The 16,943-nt window shown below is 37.6% G+C and carries 20 protein-coding genes and 1 pseudogene; 16 read left to right on the top strand and 5 right to left on the bottom strand.

Annotated elements, in window-relative coordinates:
• Positions 1 to 58 precede the first annotated feature (58 nt).
• Positions 59 to 280, top strand: a complete 222-nt coding sequence (locus J7J00_RS19690) for a hypothetical protein (RefSeq protein ID WP_214793827.1) — start codon at positions 59 to 61, stop codon at positions 278 to 280.
• A gap of 596 nt (positions 281 to 876) precedes the next feature.
• Positions 877 to 2,409, top strand: a complete 1,533-nt coding sequence (locus J7J00_RS19685) for an esterase/lipase family protein (RefSeq protein ID WP_286201485.1) — start codon at positions 877 to 879, stop codon at positions 2,407 to 2,409.
• A 359-nt stretch (positions 2,410 to 2,768) separates the two neighbouring features.
• On the opposite strand, the gene J7J00_RS19680 is transcribed toward J7J00_RS19685, so the two are convergent.
• Positions 2,769 to 3,056 (bottom strand): hypothetical protein, encoded by a 288-nt coding sequence (locus J7J00_RS19680; protein ID WP_214793821.1) that lies wholly within the window; start codon positions 3,054 to 3,056, stop codon positions 2,769 to 2,771.
• Positions 3,057 to 3,436: 380 nt separating this feature from the next.
• Here J7J00_RS19680 and J7J00_RS19675 point away from each other — a divergent pair, with 380 nt between their 5' ends.
• Together J7J00_RS19675 and J7J00_RS19670 are read left to right on the top strand one after the other, a co-directional pair.
• On the top strand, positions 3,437 to 3,859 hold the full coding sequence (locus tag J7J00_RS19675) for a glycoside hydrolase family 73 protein (RefSeq protein ID WP_214793818.1): 423 nt from the start codon (positions 3,437 to 3,439) through the stop codon (positions 3,857 to 3,859).
• The gene (locus J7J00_RS19670; RefSeq protein ID WP_214793815.1) at positions 3,856 to 4,050 is read left to right on the top strand and encodes a LysM peptidoglycan-binding domain-containing protein; all 195 of its coding nucleotides are present in this window, start codon (positions 3,856 to 3,858) and stop codon (positions 4,048 to 4,050) included. The genes J7J00_RS19675 and J7J00_RS19670 overlap by 4 nt, the downstream gene beginning before the upstream one ends.
• Before the next feature lie 231 nt (positions 4,051 to 4,281).
• On the opposite strand, the gene lexA is transcribed toward J7J00_RS19670, so the two are convergent.
• Complete coding sequence (gene lexA / locus J7J00_RS19665; protein WP_098372919.1) at positions 4,282 to 4,905, bottom strand: transcriptional repressor LexA; 624 nt, start codon at positions 4,903 to 4,905, stop codon at positions 4,282 to 4,284.
• 155 nt (positions 4,906 to 5,060) lie between these two features.
• On the opposite strand from lexA, the gene yneA reads away from it, so the two are divergent.
• The 10 genes from yneA to J7J00_RS19615 all read left to right on the top strand — a co-directional run bounded on the left by yneA (position 5,061) and on the right by J7J00_RS19615 (position 12,946).
• Positions 5,061 to 5,372, top strand: coding sequence for a cell division suppressor protein YneA (gene yneA, locus J7J00_RS19660; RefSeq protein WP_098372920.1), 312 nt, complete (start codon positions 5,061 to 5,063; stop codon positions 5,370 to 5,372).
• Between the two features lie 19 nt (positions 5,373 to 5,391).
• Positions 5,392 to 6,048 carry a YneB family resolvase-like protein gene (locus J7J00_RS19655; RefSeq protein WP_141995055.1) on the top strand — a complete coding sequence of 219 codons (657 nt, stop codon included), beginning with the start codon at positions 5,392 to 5,394 and terminating at the stop codon, positions 6,046 to 6,048.
• 65 nt (positions 6,049 to 6,113) lie between these two features.
• The gene (locus J7J00_RS19650; RefSeq protein WP_076368840.1) at positions 6,114 to 6,347 is read left to right on the top strand and encodes a DUF896 domain-containing protein; all 234 of its coding nucleotides are present in this window, start codon (positions 6,114 to 6,116) and stop codon (positions 6,345 to 6,347) included.
• Positions 6,348 to 6,581: 234 nt separating this feature from the next.
• A complete protein-coding gene (tkt, locus tag J7J00_RS19645) occupies positions 6,582 to 8,585 on the top strand; it encodes a transketolase (RefSeq protein WP_214793812.1) in 2,004 nt (667 codons plus the stop codon).
• 298 nt (positions 8,586 to 8,883) lie between these two features.
• On the top strand, positions 8,884 to 9,324 hold the full coding sequence (sirA, locus tag J7J00_RS19640; RefSeq protein ID WP_214793809.1) for a sporulation inhibitor of replication protein SirA: 441 nt from the start codon (positions 8,884 to 8,886) through the stop codon (positions 9,322 to 9,324).
• Between the two features lie 84 nt (positions 9,325 to 9,408).
• On the top strand, positions 9,409 to 9,624 hold the full coding sequence (locus J7J00_RS19635; RefSeq protein WP_034312934.1) for a YneF family protein: 216 nt from the start codon (positions 9,409 to 9,411) through the stop codon (positions 9,622 to 9,624).
• Positions 9,625 to 10,471: 847 nt separating this feature from the next.
• On the top strand, positions 10,472 to 10,891 hold the full coding sequence (locus tag J7J00_RS19630; RefSeq protein ID WP_214793806.1) for an RrF2 family transcriptional regulator: 420 nt from the start codon (positions 10,472 to 10,474) through the stop codon (positions 10,889 to 10,891).
• Positions 10,892 to 10,990: 99 nt separating this feature from the next.
• Entirely contained in the window at positions 10,991 to 11,377 is a 387-nt protein-coding gene (locus tag J7J00_RS19625; protein ID WP_214793803.1) for an IDEAL domain-containing protein, read from the top strand.
• A 47-nt stretch (positions 11,378 to 11,424) separates the two neighbouring features.
• Positions 11,425 to 11,751 carry a thioredoxin gene (trxA, locus tag J7J00_RS19620; protein WP_214793800.1) on the top strand — a complete coding sequence of 109 codons (327 nt, stop codon included), beginning with the start codon at positions 11,425 to 11,427 and terminating at the stop codon, positions 11,749 to 11,751.
• A 73-nt stretch (positions 11,752 to 11,824) separates the two neighbouring features.
• Complete coding sequence (locus J7J00_RS19615; RefSeq protein ID WP_214793797.1) at positions 11,825 to 12,946, top strand: NADH-dependent flavin oxidoreductase; 1,122 nt, start codon at positions 11,825 to 11,827, stop codon at positions 12,944 to 12,946.
• Positions 12,947 to 13,949: 1,003 nt separating this feature from the next.
• Here J7J00_RS19615 and J7J00_RS19610 read toward each other — a convergent pair.
• The 3 genes from J7J00_RS19610 to J7J00_RS19605 form a co-directional block, all read right to left on the bottom strand.
• Positions 13,950 to 14,348, bottom strand: a complete 399-nt coding sequence (locus tag J7J00_RS19610; RefSeq protein WP_214793794.1) for a DoxX family protein — start codon at positions 14,346 to 14,348, stop codon at positions 13,950 to 13,952.
• Between the two features lie 320 nt (positions 14,349 to 14,668).
• Positions 14,669 to 14,890 (bottom strand): DUF4183 domain-containing protein, encoded by a 222-nt coding sequence (locus J7J00_RS29065; protein WP_483861522.1) that lies wholly within the window; start codon positions 14,888 to 14,890, stop codon positions 14,669 to 14,671.
• 440 nt (positions 14,891 to 15,330) lie between these two features.
• On the bottom strand, positions 15,331 to 15,504 hold the full coding sequence (locus J7J00_RS19605; protein ID WP_098372928.1) for an aspartyl-phosphate phosphatase Spo0E family protein: 174 nt from the start codon (positions 15,502 to 15,504) through the stop codon (positions 15,331 to 15,333).
• A 243-nt stretch (positions 15,505 to 15,747) separates the two neighbouring features.
• On the opposite strand from J7J00_RS19605, the gene J7J00_RS19600 reads away from it, so the two are divergent.
• Complete coding sequence (locus tag J7J00_RS19600; protein WP_214793791.1) at positions 15,748 to 16,455, top strand: cytochrome c biogenesis protein CcdA; 708 nt, start codon at positions 15,748 to 15,750, stop codon at positions 16,453 to 16,455.
• A 115-nt stretch (positions 16,456 to 16,570) separates the two neighbouring features.
• A pseudogene (locus tag J7J00_RS19595) lies at positions 16,571 to 16,893 on the top strand (response regulator).
• Positions 16,894 to 16,943 lie beyond the last annotated feature (50 nt).

Here is a 16,943-nt window from a genome sequence, read left to right as displayed (position 1 = left end):
TCTTCAACAGAGTGGCCATTCGGATTGTAAAGTCTAATCAATTACAATTCTAACTTCCATGGGACAAGATTCAAGGAATGATGGAAAGAGGGTGAACAAAGTGGAAAGGGAAGTTGCAGTAGGAGCTGCTGCCGTTAGCACATTTAAGATTGGAAGGAAATTCGTGGAGAGGTCATTGAGGATATTATCGTACCCGACGGTGTTGTCAAATTGGCTTATCACTGAAATTATTGATCCTGTTCTCAGGATGAAATACGCGTATGTAGGAGGAAGTACTTAAAGGAGTAAAAATCCAAACTTCTTGGGTGTTACTTAATAAAAGGGCTGTATGCTGATATTTAATATAAAATAGACGATTGATACTGAAATCCCAATGAATGACAGCCAATTGCTGTGAAACATTTTAATTTACTTAATGTTTAGGACGGATTTTCAAAACACCATGAATAGGAGCAATTGGACAATGGCAAATTCGAAGGAAAAGTTAATATGGATGAACAAGCCCTTATCCTTTGCAGGATAAGGGCTTGTTCTGATTTTTGTGAACTTGAAGCATCCCGATTTCCTCCGTAAGTACGTCTTCATCAAATGAAAAAGACTGCATCCCAAAATGAAATGAAAGCGAATCTTCATACTTTATCTCCATTTTTAATGGACTTCTTCTAGTTTTTTTCTCCCATCTTTATGAAGATGGCAGGTAATGGTATGCAAAAGTACAATTATATAATAATGAAGGCTATGGAAGTCCTGGGAAGGAGGGCATTGACAATAGAATGAGTACGAAAAAATACTATAGGATATTGGAGGAGATAACAATTGAAAAGGAATGTTATCAATTATGTCGTTTTTCTTGTCCTTATTCTAACCATATTAATTATGGCTAAGCCAGACATTTCCTCAGCAGGGAAATTGAAGCCGCCCTCCGAAACTTTCAGTCCAGGAGATTGGTTTCTTGGAAGCATTCCTCCCAATCTTGACAAACAGAAACCACCGATCGTGTTTGTTCAAGGGAGAAACAGCAGTTCAACCAGCTGGTACGGTGAAACGGAATATCATGGGATCAATGATATGTATACCAAGGCGTATGAAGCAGGCTACCAAACGGTTTTTGTTCAGCTTCATGATTCAGCTGGAAATGGATCAGTAAGCCAATATGCTAATGGAAGGCTTTTAGCTCAAATGCTTTCAGAAATCAGTAACCATTTCGGGGGCGAAAAAGTAAATATTATAGCTCACAGCAAAGGGGGTGCAGACACCCAAGCGGCTCTAGTACATTATGGAGCACACCAATATGTTGGAAGGGTCATCACTTTAGCTTCCCCTCATCATGGTTCTTACCTTGCTGATTTGGCTTATAGCTGGTATGCGGGCTGGCTTGGTTCCCTATTAGGTCAAAAAGATGATGGAACTTATTCGTTACAAGTTGGTAAAATGGCGGAATTTCGTTCTGTCACGGATAACCATATTAACTCCCGTAAAAACATGTATTTCACTGTGGCAGGTATGAACAGAGGCCCGGTTCTTTCAGCTTTATCAATGGGTGGACAATATTTATCTTCATATGGCGAAAATGATGGTCTAGTAAATGTATGGAGTACAAAAATACCCTACGCAACACATTTATTTACGGATCCCAACTTTGATCACGACAATATCCGAGTCGGTTCAGCTGTATTTTCAAGAATTGAACCCTATTTAAGGAGTACTTCCACCGCTGGGATTCCTGGCTTTAATGTCAATTATAAAGAACGAGTTGAAGATGATGTCATTACAACCGCACTCGCTCAAACTGTTCTTGGTGATGTCCTGAAACAAAATGTTTGGATTGAACAAAGTTTCCATGTAAATGAATCAGCCCCGGGTATTATAACCATATATACAGCCTCAGATGATGTCGAGGTTGAATTGATTTCTCCATCCAATAAAAAATATTCACCTTCCTTAAAGTTTGATTCAGCCAAAAATGAAACTTCCTTTTTTAATGGTGCAACCATCCAAACATTCAATAGAAACAACCTCGAAATCGGTGACTGGAAAGTGAGGATGAAGACTAAATCGCCAAAAGATGCCTACCTGTTCACAGCACAATTTAACGAAAAGAATCCCATAACATTAAGTATGGCCGGAAAAGTTAAGCAAAAAGATGCAAAATTTTTAATAAAGAATCCAATGAATGATAAAAAAACGCCAATCAGCACAACATTTTTGGTTCATTTAGTAGATGAAACCGGTATTGAAATTAGTGGGAAAAGCTCAATTAAGGTACTTGAGACCGAAAATTATACTGGTACCCTTCCAGAAGTGCCTAAGTCAGGTGTTTATAATGTAACAATTGACGTTAAGGAAAAAAATGTGGATGGCACTGAGAGAACCCGGACGCTAGTTCGTTCGGTCTATATCGAGAAATAGTGAAATGCCTTCTCTCATTGAGAAGGTACCAAATTCGAAGAAAAGTCAGTTTTCCGGCATGAGCGTCGTAATTTTCTTCAATCATGTAGGGTTTCATCCAGTAAAATCATGGTTCGGGATAAGAGTATTACGAACCTCCTTTTTTTACCAAATGGATACCTTTTCTTAATTGAAAAGGTATTTTTGGGGTAATGTTTAATGGTATGGTTAACTTGGGAGTTGGTGATTCAGCCAAAGGAAACATTCAGGTCGTAATTGTTATTATAGATATTAATTTAACGGATGATCGATGGGGATAGAAGCGAGTCGGGCTCTTTGCAATACAAGAGATTGATGAATTGCAGCGAGAGACAAAGGGTTTAATCTGTCTTATGATAAGTGTTTCTATAAGACATTATACCAGTTTTAAGTGCAGCATAATTGCCAATGCTTGCATAGCCATAAAACCAGCCCATGAAAATCCCTGCAACCAAGTTATGACGATGACTGATGAAAATGGAAATGAATAAGCCAAGACCCAAAGCGATGGTAGGGATGAATTTTGGACGAATATGAAACATGACCTTTATAAGTTGAGTAAGAATCATGATGATCGGAATGGCTATTACCGCATCCCAAAAGTTTGTATGGATGGTTGGAAAGTCCATAATTTCACCACCTTAATTGAAGTTTTCAAAATTAATTTTCACTTTTTATCAAGGCTTTATACCATAATAAATAAATTCATATTTAAAACTAATAAATAAAAGGTTATGCAACCAGGTTTTGAAGATTTTCAGAGTTCAATTTTAAAGCCATCAATCCATATAATTATATGGATTGATGGCTTTTTCTGGTTGGCAGCGGGAATGGTTTTCATAATACACGGAGCGAGCCAACATAAGTATGTTATCTATAGTAAAAATAATGAACGAAATATCGGACTCATTTTTGATGGACAAGCTGTAACCTTTCTCATGGTTAAGAATACGATATGAATGACGATAAACAGTAAAAAATAAATAATACCTATTAATGGGAGGTTTTAATGAGCAAGGAAACATTTATTAAGGAAATTGCTCCTTATACCCAGAAAATTCAAAAGGAATTTAATATTTTACCTTCTGTTGTCATTGCACAAGCTTGCTTGGAGAGTGGATATGGGACAAGCTTATTAGCAAATCAAGGAAACAATATATTCGGTTCAAAGGGTGACTTTAAGGGTGAGTCTGTCATTATCCAAACATTGGAATACATCAACGATTTGCCCGTTCAAGTATGGAACAAATTCAGAAGATACCCTTCTTGGGAAGAAAATCTTCGAGATCTTGCCAATCTATACGTAAAGGGGACGTCATGGAATAGAAGCCTATATACATCTGTCATTGGAGAAAAAGATTACAAAAAAGCACTCAAGGCAATATTCGATGCGGGGTATGCCTCGGATCCGAAATATACAGAAAAACTGTGAGCCTAATCGAAACAAGCGATTTGATTAAATATGATGCAGGCAACGATTATGTTTATCATATTGTCAAAAAGGGGGATTCCGTCTCTGCGCTTGCAAAAGCATATGGGTTCTACACAAGTGCAGATTCAGCAGTGGAATGGCTTGGTCGATTTAACCTTATTAAAGTGAACCAAAGATTAAGAGTGAAATGAATTTTAACTGGAAGCGGTATTTTAACGCTCTCCTTTTTTATTTGAATGAGCTTCTTACCAAAGTATTTATACCAAGAGGGATAGTGTACCTAACATCCGTTATAAAAGATGTAAAATTCCCATGAAAATGGATTCTATTAAAAAAAATATATCAAAACCTACTCTTCCATATGCATATTGAGAGAATTCAAGACATAAATTAAACAAACAAAAAAAGCGCGGTTAGCGCTTTTAGTGTATTTGTCTATATAAGCCTATTACTTTTCCAAGTATCGAAACATCTCGTAAAATAATTGGTTCCATATTTGAGTTCTCAGGCTGAAGCCTTATGTAATCCGGTTCCTTAAAGAATCGTTTTACAGTGGCTTCATCATCTTCCGTCATGGCCACGACGATATCTCCATTATTGGCATTGCTTTGTTGTTTGACGATGACATAGTCTCCATCATGAATTCCAGCTTCGATCATACTTTCACCCATGATTTCCAGCATGAATACATGGTCATCATGTGGAACCATGCTTTCGGGAAGCGGAAAGTATTCTTCTATGTTCTCGATAGCCGTTATGGGCATGCCCGCTGTTACTTTTCCAAGTAACGGCACGTTCACGACATTGGCTTTGGGAATATTGTTCGCTTCCTCCGAATTCATTATTTCAATGGCCCTTGGCTTGGTTGGATCACGTCTAATCAGACCTTTACTTTCCAGGCGGGATAAATGTCCGTGTACTGTTGAACTTGATGCAAGTCCCACTGCTTCGCCAATCTCCCGTACGGAAGGTGGATACCCTTTTTGGCGAACCTCTTCTTTAATGAAATCAAGAATATCTTGCTGCCGTTTTGATAGTTTAGTCATTTGTGCACCTCTTCCCCAATGTTCTTTGCTATATTATAGCATGGCCCCCAACTCTATACAAACATAAGTTCGAATTTTGTTGTTGACTGAAACAAACGTTCGTATTATAATTTGATCATAACATACGAACGAACATTCGCTTTGGAGGGATATTTATGAAAAAATTATACAAAAATTATATTTATACGATTCTATTAGCGGGATCAGTATTCATCTTTTCAATTTTATTCTCTTGTACATTGAACAATGATCAAAAAAATGATTTCCTTTCTATAGAAGTAAGTGAAGGTGACACCCTATGGGAAATTGCCGAAGAATATGAAGAAGCAAATTTGACAAAAAAAGAATTCATTGGTTGGATAGAAGAGCATAATGGAGTCAGGGCGGATTCGATTAAACCTGGTCAAGTCATCGTCATTCCGGTTAAAGGGGAAGAACTTGTCCAGAATTTGGCGAGTGAGCAGTAAGCAGTGAAGGTAGGGTATTATGAAAGCGGTAATCTATTGTAGGGTCAGCACAGAAAAAGAGTCACAGGAAACATCATTGGCAAGGCAGGAAGATGAATTAGTCAAATTGGCAGAAAAGATGGATGTTGAAGTCATTTCCATAATAAAAGAACAGGCAAGTGGTTATGAGTTGAATAGGGATGGCATTTTTGACATGCTCGAACTATTTAAAACCAAAGAAGCTGAAGTACTATTAATCCAGGACGAAACAAGACTGGGAAGAGGAAATGCCAAAATAGCCCTTTTCCATGTCATCCTTAAAGAAGATGTGAAAATTTATACGCTCTCACACGATGGCGAACTTGAGCTATCGGATTCGGATGCGATGGTCATCCAGATAGTCGGAATTGTAGAAGAATATCAAAGGAAACTACATAATCTAAAAATAAAGCGCGGGATGATAAGGGCCGTGGAAAAAGGGTATCGTCCTCAAAAAAATCTTCAGAATCAAAGGAATTCCACTGGAAGGGACCGTAAGGAGATTCCTATAGAGGAAATTATTAAACTTCGGGCCAATGGATTGACATTTGCAGAGATCGCAGCAACTTTAAGGGGCTTTGGATACAATGTATCTAAGGCTACTGTGAACAGGCGTTTCCTCGAACATCAACTGAATACACTGGAAAGTCAATCATAGAACTTGTAATTTCGCTATTTTTTTAATACCATGACAATATCCGCAGATTATGAAGGAGCGAAATTATGTTATCAAAAGAAAAATTAGCCCGTATTAATGAACTTTCTAAAAAGGCAAAGGCTGAAGGTTTGACGGAAGTTGAAGCGAAAGAGCAAACCCAATTGAGAAGTGAGTATTTGGAAACATTCAGAAAGTCCATGACCAATACGTTGGAGCATGTGAAAGTCGTGGATCCAGAAGGTAATGATGTCACTCCTCAAAAGATAAAAAATATAAAAGAAAAAAGAAACTTACATTAATAAAGCTTGGATTCTTCTGATGGAACATTCCATTTGAGGATTCTCTTAGCATTTTGAAGTAAAAAGAGAGTGCATTCATGTATGTATTCTCCTATTTAGTTTAATCTAAATAGGGACTTCTCTTATTTCTAGAAAATTGTAATATTGGGGCAGTAAATAGTGATTTTAGTTGTGATATTAAGCTTGTCACTATAATATAAAGAGGTACATTACAGGAAGGGATGTTTTTACGATATGTTAGATAAATTAGATGCACTTTCTATTAATACGATTCGTACATTATCGATTGATGCAATTGAAAAGGCTAATTCTGGCCATCCAGGTATGCCAATGGGTGCAGCGCCGATGGCGTATAAACTATGGACAGAATATATGAACCATAACCCGAAAAATCCAGATTGGTTTAATAGAGACCGCTTTGTTCTTTCTGCTGGTCATGGGTCTATGTTGTTATACAGCCTTCTTCATCTATCGGGCTATGGCTTATCTATCGATGATTTGAAAAGCTTCCGCCAATGGGGCAGTAAGACTCCAGGACATCCTGAATACGGACATACGGCTGGTGTAGATGCAACTACTGGGCCGCTTGGACAAGGTATCGCTATGGCAGTCGGAATGGCAATGGCAGAACGTCACTTGGCAGAAAGCTATAACCGCGATTCTTTTAATGTGGTCGATCATTATACATATAGCATTTGTGGAGATGGGGATTTAATGGAAGGTGTTTCTGCAGAAGCCGCTTCATTAGCTGGACATCTACAACTCGGAAGACTTGTTGTTTTATATGATTCTAATGATATTTCCCTTGACGGAGACTTAAGTCAATCATTTAGTGAAAGCGTAGCAGACCGGTTCAAATCTTATGGATGGCAATATATCCGCGTTGAGGATGGGAACGATCTTCAGGAAATTGCTAAAGCGATTGAAGAAGCGAAAACCGATGATGCACGCCCAACATTAATCGAAGTGAAAACGGTTATTGGTTACGGTTCACCAAACCGTTCAGGTAAATCTGCTGTTCACGGCGCTCCGCTTGGTGCAGATGAGCTGAAATTGACAAAAGAAGCATATAAATGGACATTCGAAGAGGACTTCTATGTTCCGGAAGAAGTGTATTCACACTTCAATGAAGCTGTTGTTGATGCAGGCGCTCAAAAAGAAGAGGCTTGGAATGAATTGTTTAAAAATTACAAAGAAGCACATCCTGAGTTAGCAGAGCAATTGGAGCTTGCCATCAAAGGTGAACTGCCTGCAGAATGGGATCAGGAAATTCCAGTCTATGAAGAAGGTAAGACATTAGCTTCCCGTGCTTCAAGTGGGGAAGTACTAAATGCGATTGCCAAAAAGGTCCCTAGCTTCATTGGGGGTTCTGCAGATTTAGCCGGATCGAATAATACTGCCATAAAAGGTGAGACAGATCTATTACCTGGTAATTACAGTGGCCGTAATATATGGTTCGGTGTACGTGAATTCGCTATGGGTGCGGCTTTAAATGGAATGGCACTTCATGGTGGATTAAAAGTATACGGAGGAACATTCTTTGTATTCTCTGATTATCTACGTCCTGCCATCAGAATGGCAGCACTAATGGGACTGCCTGTAAACTATGTGTTCACACATGACAGCATTGCTGTAGGGGAAGACGGACCGACTCATGAGCCAATCGAACAATTAGCATCATTGCGCGCAATTCCTAACCTAGGGGTAATACGTCCAGCTGATGGCAATGAAACGGCAGCAGCCTGGAAAGTGGCAATGGAGTCTACAAATAAACCAACTGCTCTTGTACTGACTCGTCAAGGGTTGCCAACAATAAAAGACACTTCCGAAACTGCGTATGAAGGTGTTTCAAAAGGTGCTTACATCATCTCTGCTTCTAAGAAAGAAGTAGCCGATGCATTACTTCTTGCGACTGGTTCCGAAGTGAACTTGGCTGTGGAAGCACAGAAGGCTTTAGCGAACGAAGGAATTGATGTTTCGGTAATCAGCATGCCATCATGGGATCGTTTTGAAACTCAATCTAAAGAATATAAACAAAGCGTAATCAATCCGGCAGTGAAAAAACGTCTAGCTATCGAAGTAGCTTCACCATTTGGCTGGGATCGTTATGCAGGTGATGAGGGTGAAATATTGGCCATCAATCATTTTGGAGCTTCTGCACCAGGTGGTAAAATCATGGAGGAATTCGGTTTTACTGTAGAAAATGTAGTTGCTCGAGTTAAGGAAATGCTTAAATAATAGTAATGGGGAACTGACACCAACTGGATTGGTGTCAGTTTTTTTACCAAAAACAATCCTATTTTATATTGAATGTGATCCTATTCTAAAGGAAATCTTCCATTCGACAAAAAAAGAAAAAAATTTCTCCAGCAAACAACATATCTTTTTAGTTTGTCAATATATAATGAGAATAAATAAATTTCGTTTAAATGTGTCAGTTAAAGGGGAAAGTTATCAATAGTGGAAAATAGTGGAGAGGGTCCTAGTGGTTAGATGTTTTCGTGACCAAAATAGGAGAGCTAGGAGGCATTGGCTGATGAGAACCTATCAAATTTATTTAATCGAAGATGAATTTGCCCATCATTATTATGGAAGAGAAAAGCTATTTTTCAATTTGTTTTTGGAGTATATTCAAGCAAGGGGCAGACTGAAGAGTATTTTGCAAAAACAAATCGAATATGTCACCAAAACAGTCCCGATTAACCAGTTGCAGGTAGCTATTGAACAACGTTTGCAAAAAAAGATGAATTATTGGGCACAAAATGGAAAATACTATTTAGAAAAAACAAACGGAACAAGTAAAGCCGTTTTAATCATTCAAAATGAGTCCATTACTCTTAAAGCTGAAGGAGATTATGAAGCGGAGACCGCTTTCTTTGAAAGTATTCGAAAATATGAAGCGAGTTTTCTGGCCATTGATTTCGAACATGAAAAATACGGTTGGTTAAAACCAATAAAAGAAAGAAAATTTGTCTAAATGGGGGACTTTTCGGTAGCGGGTATTGTATAATAACCTTTGGTCTAGTACACTGATGTTAGACAACATGAAGGAGGAAATAGTATGTGGGTTTACATTCTAGTTGGCGTACTGGCATTGATTGCTGGAGTAGTGCTGGGATTTTTCATCGCTCGTAAATACATGATGGATTACTTAAAGAAAAATCCGCCAATTAACGAACAGATGTTGAAAATGATGATGATGCAAATGGGTATGAAACCATCCCAAAAGAAAATTAATCAAATGATGAGCGCCATGAATAAACAACAAACAAAATAAGATAGCATGAAACTTTGATATATCAATGTTCTTGGAAGATTGGATGCAAAATTTTATATAATATCGAACTGGTTGATCCTTTAGACTGAATTCTTCCACCGATTTTATATAAAATTTTGGTTTATCTTTCATTTTTGTTTCTTAAGCCACTTTTTCTGAATGAATGATTCAGTTAAGGTGGTTTTTGTTTTGGAAGGAAATCTAAATGTGAAAAATAAAAATCTTTTCTATTAATCTTTTTTATTTAAGCACTTAGCCAATAGAGAGTTAGTTAATATATAAAATTGATTAAAGGTAAGCATCCAAGTAATCAGGTTTTTTTGTGTTGAATGAACTTTATAAATAGAAAAGCAATTAACCTGAGTGGTCGAGTGGTTATTTGGATATTTTTTACACCAGGACCTACTTCCTCGACAGCCCCCATTGGCTTATGGTTAATAACATAATCCGTGGGTTATTTGGAATCTTTTGATGAATCAAGCTCAAGTCAGAACCGCAAATGGCTGAAGTTTTAACTTTTACGATAATATCATCTGAAGTTTTGGTATAGGGGTATTTAACTTCTTTTGGGTTAATTAGGTGATAATATGGTTTCAAAAGGTTTTTATCATCCTCAGGATAAAAGTGAGCAATCTAGGTTAATCTAATATCGGCATATACAGCATTGAATCTTTCTCAAGCATGAGATATCTCTCTAAAAATCATTCCCTCTTTCCTTTGTGTAGGGGGAATTTCATTACAACAATAAATTAATCAACACAGTTGAGGAAGCTGTCGAGTTTTTTGACTTGACTTTATCAACTGTAAATATTATTATTACAGTAATCTTCTTGAGGAGGATGCGAAAGTGAATAGTGATTTTACAATAGCTGTGCATAGTTTGGTCTATTTAGCTTATCTACCAGATCATATGGCAAGCAGCGAGTCGATCGCAGAAAACGTTTGTACAAACCCGGCAAGGATTCGAAAGATGATGAGCTGCTTAAGAAAAAAAGGATTTGTAAAAACTAAAGAAGGTGTTGGCGGAGGCTACATTCTAGACTGTAACCCTGAAGAGGTAAGTTTGGCGGATATTTATATAACTGTTTCACATGGGACTTTGAAACCAAAGTGGTGTACAGGTGATCCGGATAAAAAATGTGTCATATCTTCCAATACCCAGATAGTCATGAATCAAATCTTCGATGAAGCTGAATTATATTTTGAAAAATATTTAGAAGATATAACTCTCAGCACTTTTTTGGAAAAAATTAGACAATGTCCGTGATATTGATTTAGTTTTTTTCTGCATTAAATGTATATTTTATTATTACAGTTAATAACTATAGTTTAAATATCAAATGAACATAAAAGGGGTGTTAAGGAAATGGTTGAAAACGATCAGTTCAAAAATGGGGATTGGGTACAAGGAAAATCAAGAGATGGGGAACTTATCCATGGCTTCATTGAAACGGTAAGTGATAATCGAGAAATCGTTAAAGTGAATGTGGTGGAAAGTGACAATGAAAAAGCGGTTGGGAAATCGATTTGGATTCCGAGTAAATGGACTGAAAAACTGCAGGATTTAGAAATCAGTAACGAAAATCATCTTTTGGCCTTAATTGATTTAGCATTACTTTCTAAAGATGAAACATGGTTTATGGAGTTATCCGGTAAATTGGAATCCATCAAAATCCATCCGAAAATAAATTCGAGGAAATCAGAGTTCCTTATCCCGGGAAATAGAATCGCTAAACTTGATTTAAATAGATGATGAGTAAAGACCATAAATATTTCGGATAATACAAGGAGGAAATGATCATGACGATAGAACATGTAACAGATGATAATTTTGCTAGTGAAATCAAGGAAGGTTTAGTATTGGTTGATTTTTGGGCACCATGGTGCGGTCCGTGTAAAATGATTGCCCCAGTGCTTAATGAAATTGATGTGGAAATGGGTGATCGGGTTAAGATCGTAAAAATTAATGTGGATGAAAATTCAGATACGACAAGCGAATATGGAGTGATGGGAATTCCAGCTCTAATTCTATTCAAAGATGGAGAAAAGGTAGATCAAGCTATTGGCTTCCAGCCAAAAGAAGCCATTTCGGCATTAATCACAAAACATGCAGAATCATTATCATAATATGCGGATGTATATTGTGAATTAAGGACTTATACCACCCAACATGGTGGGTAACCAAATGGAGGATTACTAAATGAATTCTAAATATACACCATTATTTGAATCGTTTAATATAGGAAAGAAATTAGAAGTGAAAAATCGATTGGTGATGGCGCCTATGACAAATTTCTCTTCTAATCCCGACGGGACTGTAACCGACGCCGAAGTTAACTATTATGAACGTAGGTCAAGTGGGGTCGGCATGGTTATAACGGCATGTACTTACGTGACGGCTAATGGCAAAGGTTTTCTTGGGGAATTTGGCGGAGATCAGGATGAATTGATACCTAGTTTAAGTCGTTTGGCATCAGCGATTAAAGAAAAAGGTGCAAAGGCAATTCTTCAGATTTTTCATGGCGGACGTGAGGTACCACCGGAATTAGTAAATGGCGATGTTGTCAGTGCAAGCAATATCCCCTCGGGAGGCGAAGGGAAAGCAGTTCCGCGTCCACTAGCTGAAAAGGAAATAGAATCGATCATTCTCGACTTTGGTGAAACCACACGACGGGCCATTGAAGCGGGATTTGACGGTGTTGAGATTCACGGTGCAAATGGTTACTTGCTTCAGCAATTCTTTTCGCCGCATTCAAACCGGCGTGAAGACAAGTGGGGCGGTTCACTTGAAAAGCGACTGGCTTTTCCATTAGCGGTTGTGGATGAAGTGAAAAAGTCTGTTGCTGAACACGCCACGGATCCGTTCATCGTAGGATATCGTTTTTCACCGGAGGAGCCTGAAACACCAGGAATCACCATGGATGATACACTCGCATTAATTGATGGGCTTGTAACAAAAGATCTTGATTATCTTCATGTATCATTAATGGATTTCTGGTCGAAAGCAAGAAGGGGAGCCGAGGTTGACAGACCTCGGATAGAAATTATAAAAGAACGTATTGGAGATCAAGTACCTGTCATTGGTGTTGGTTCCATCTATACAGCGGATGATGCGATCAAAGCACTGCAATCGGGTGTACCGTTAATCGCATTAGGCCGTGAAATCATTATCGATCCTGAATGGGTACAAAAAGTGGAAGAAGGCAGGGAAGCTGAAATCGTGACAAAAATAAACAAGGATAATCAGCAGCAACTTGCTATTCCAGACCCATTATGGCAAGCGATCATCCACTCTCCAGGATGGTTTCCAGGGATTGAATAAATAGACTTTCATATATTAGTGAAATATAAAATGCATAATGGTGTTCAAAACCATTATGGAATGAATATACTTGGAAAAAATAACCCCAGACAACGGACACACATATAAAAGTGTTCCTTGTCCGGGGTTTTTATGTTTATGGAAGGATCATTTAGATGAGTGAAGTATTTTCAAATTCAATCCTTGAAAAGAATGAGTAACTGAATATTCTATTTCCAATCTGTTTCGGAAAATAACAAAGGGGAAAGACTTACGAATTTTCATTACCAGCAATTAAGTCTTAAGGTCAGATACAATCGGAAATTTTGGCGAGGAAAGGGGCTTTATTTACGGAACGCTTGGAAAAGGAAGGAGGACACCACTCTTCCAGAATCCAGCTTTAGAGGACTAACTTAGGAAAGCCTCCACGCCCAGAAGAGCCAAAGGGGGCTTAAGAAAATGACAATACCGGGACCACCTATTTGCTTCATAGGCACTTTCTTTATATTTTCCGTAAATTGGGGCGCAGTTCATCTATACGACGATGTCTTTATATGTTAGATTATTTTTTTGTCTTTTTCTCTCGTATTATAGAGGGCAGATTAAATACAAAATGGTAACCTAAGTAGAAGTATATTTAAAAAAATAATGTGTACTGCCATCCGGAAAACACTACATAGAATCTAATAAAAAAATATACTTCTTTTCTTAAGAATAAATGCTTTCACAGAACCAGCAGCTACTCCAAACACTGCCATGTCCAATAATGGATAGAAGAAAAAAACTGTATGAGAAGACTCTGATAAAAATTGATATGAACTTTAATAGTATATGTACTTGATTTTAAGGGGAATTTTAAATCGAAAATCACTTGTTGGAAGTCTGATCCTTATACATTCGTACCAAAGGTTAGAATCTGGAGAAAATACGTCCTGGTTTTTCTAAGGAAAAAGAAAAAACACGGAGTGGTTTTATCCAACTCCGTGTTTTTCATAATGTAGGGATTATAAAACCGAAGCTTTCTTTAAAATAGAAAAGAATCAAGTGAGTAAGGGCCAGCTCCGGTTAACGCAACGCCAATCGCCACTGCAAGAACGGCAAGATTATATTCATAACCATTTTGAGTTGCCCAGTAGCCATTTGATCCATGGACTTTAACGATCGCAACGAGCATTGTAAGTGCAATTAATATACCGGCAAAGGGTGTAAGGAGACCTAAAGCAAATAAAGCTCCGCCAATAAGCTCTGATAGACCTGCAAATAGGGCCATGGTAACTCCTGGCTTCATGCCAATCGAATCGAACCAGCCCCCTGTACCTTTTAAGCCATGTCCGCCAAACCATCCAAATAATTTTTGAGCTCCATGTCCAACAAACGATAACCCAATTACCACACGTATATCTAATAAACCTATACCAATCATTTATGATTCCTCCTGGAATTTATTTTTAATTTAGATATTTTTAATTCGAGATTTATATTAAAAAAAGTAAGATTGTTATCTCGAATTAATTTATCTTTAATTAAAGATAATATTTTTTGAGCGATTTGTCAAATATAATTTTCTCATTTTAATCTGAATGATTGCCGTGGAGAAAAAAGGAAACAGGTTCTGTACTAAAGGGAGATGAGCCCGTTTCAGAAAAAGAGGAGGAATGTTCACTGTGTCAGCTACTACAATTACAGTGTACTGCATGAAAATCTGGATGGGAGGAAGTTTTGCTTTTTGAGATGCTACTGTCTTCAGAAACCGTAACACATTCCTTTATCATTCTGTAGGTAGACTTCGTCATGAATATTTTGGGTGTAACAGTCACAATTAGGGTCTTCAAACGAATGACCTCCTGCTATATCTATGTTACTCGTGAAATTCGCTGATTTACTCGTGAGTTTCGTACTTTTACTCGTAATTAAAATGCCATTTATGAATAAATTCATAAAGGATACCTTTGATGGATCCGGCATTACCTGATTCGGGTCACCCGATTATTTTATGAGGTGACTGACGCATCGACTGGCCCAACCACGCTTTCAATTGATCCAGCAAGCTTTTTCTCAGATACTGGTGATTCAGCGACTATTCTGCCTGCATTAAGTACCGAAAACAGTACATAGGAGGTGTTTATTAGTGGGGTGCTGCAATTTCCGGACAATTCTTATCTTAGCTGGATCTCCTATTATTCTTGTTGTGACAAACTATGCACCGACATCCGATGTTGATATTGGAACATGTCATTTGCATTATTTTAAATGAAAAAACAGGCAGCGCACATAGCGCTTGCCTGTTTAGATATAGCAAAGGTCATGTCTAAGTATTCAAATGAGAATGAATGCAAAAAGGGGAGTTTGACAGCAAAATAATTCATATAATAACATATGTGGTTATCTATGGGAGATGAACTGAGTTAAAAACCTGAACCAGTTTTATAAAAAAGTTCATTATATTTATTTAATAATTGATCGAGTTGCTGGCTATATTCAACGGCAACATGCGAGTTTAAACCATCTTTAGCGACAATCTTGATAAGTTCATTTCTCTTTAATTCAATCTGTTCGAGAAATTCATTCTTTTTAGCCATTATATTTCCTTTCTGGCCCCAACATTTTTTCAAGGTACCCTTATTATGTGTTCGTTGTAAAATATGTATGAATATAACAATTATATCGGCTTGGACAAATGAATTCAAATAAGTTAACCTAATCCGTGCCCCATCCAGTTATAAGCAATTGGTTGTCATGAAATATTCAAAGTTCCATAAATGTATTTTTTTATCTAATTTGTTACAATGTTTATAGGTTGACATACATAGGAGTGAGCTTATTTGGATGATATTAATATTTTTTTAGCTTTTGGGGCGGGATTTCTGAGTTTTATTTCGCCATGCTGCTTACCGCTATATCCGGCCTTTTTATCTTATATCACTGGTATGAGTGTTGGTGAAATCAAATCCGAGAACGCCATGCTCCAAAGAAGAAGCATGTTGCATACTTTATTCTTCCTTCTTGGGTTTTCTCTGGTTTTTATTGCAATAGGGTTTAGCACATCATACCTAGGTTCTTTTTTCTCGAATTATAAAGAACTAATTCGTCAGATTGGAGCCATCCTGATTATCATTTTTGGTTTATTCATTGTAGGAATCTTTCAGCCGAAATCTTTGATGAAAGACAGTCGTTTTGAATTTAAGAACCGACCTAGCGGATATATAGGCTCCATTCTTATCGGACTTGCCTTTGCGGCTGGATGGACCCCTTGTGCAGGTCCGCTATTAGGTGCTGTCATTTCACTGGGTGCAACTAATCCTAGTGCGTCCATGAGCTATATGACTGCCTATATTTTAGGATTTGCCATACCGTTTTTCATATTATCCTTCTTTGTCGGAAAATTGACATGGATCAAAAAGTACAGCCAGTACATCATGAAGATTGGCGGATATTTAATGATTGTAATGGGTGTGATTTTGTTTTTTGATTGGATGACCAAAATAATCGCAGTCCTGTCTAGACTATTCGGTGGCTTTACCGGGTTTTAGTCCATAATAAGCTATTTTTTCAATAAAATTCAAAATGGATTGTCTTTAATTAGGTTTTATGATGTGATTTTAAAATTATAGGATTTATCATGCTGTTGTGTGAGGAAGAACGGCTATGGCCCGAATATTTATCGTTGAAGATGCAAAGCTTATGAGAATGACACTTTCAAATATTTTACCTAAGCAGGACAATGTAGTGGTCAGTGAGGGCGGGAATGGACGAGAAGCCATTGGATGATATCGAAAATTGGAATCCTGACCTTGTAATGATGGATATTCCCATGTCAATCTTGAGCGTTCTGGATGCCGTTAAAGAAATTAAGAAGGAATTTCAGGCTAATGTGCTCTGCCATGGGTCAGCAAAAAATGGTTGTCGAGGGTATAGAAGCTGGGGCGCAAGATTTTAACGTCAAGCATTCTGACGAGGGATTGGTATAGGATGACATAAAAACGGCGCTTGATTAACAACACTCTCCTTGTTTATCTCA

Origin of the sequence: Bacillus sp. ISL-4 (assembly GCF_018613275.1) — a bacterium.
Taxonomy (GTDB): domain Bacteria; phylum Bacillota; class Bacilli; order Bacillales; family DSM-1321; genus Peribacillus; species Peribacillus simplex_E.
The sequence above is the reverse complement of the archived record's forward strand: the minus strand, read 5'-3'. Positions and strand labels throughout refer to the sequence as shown.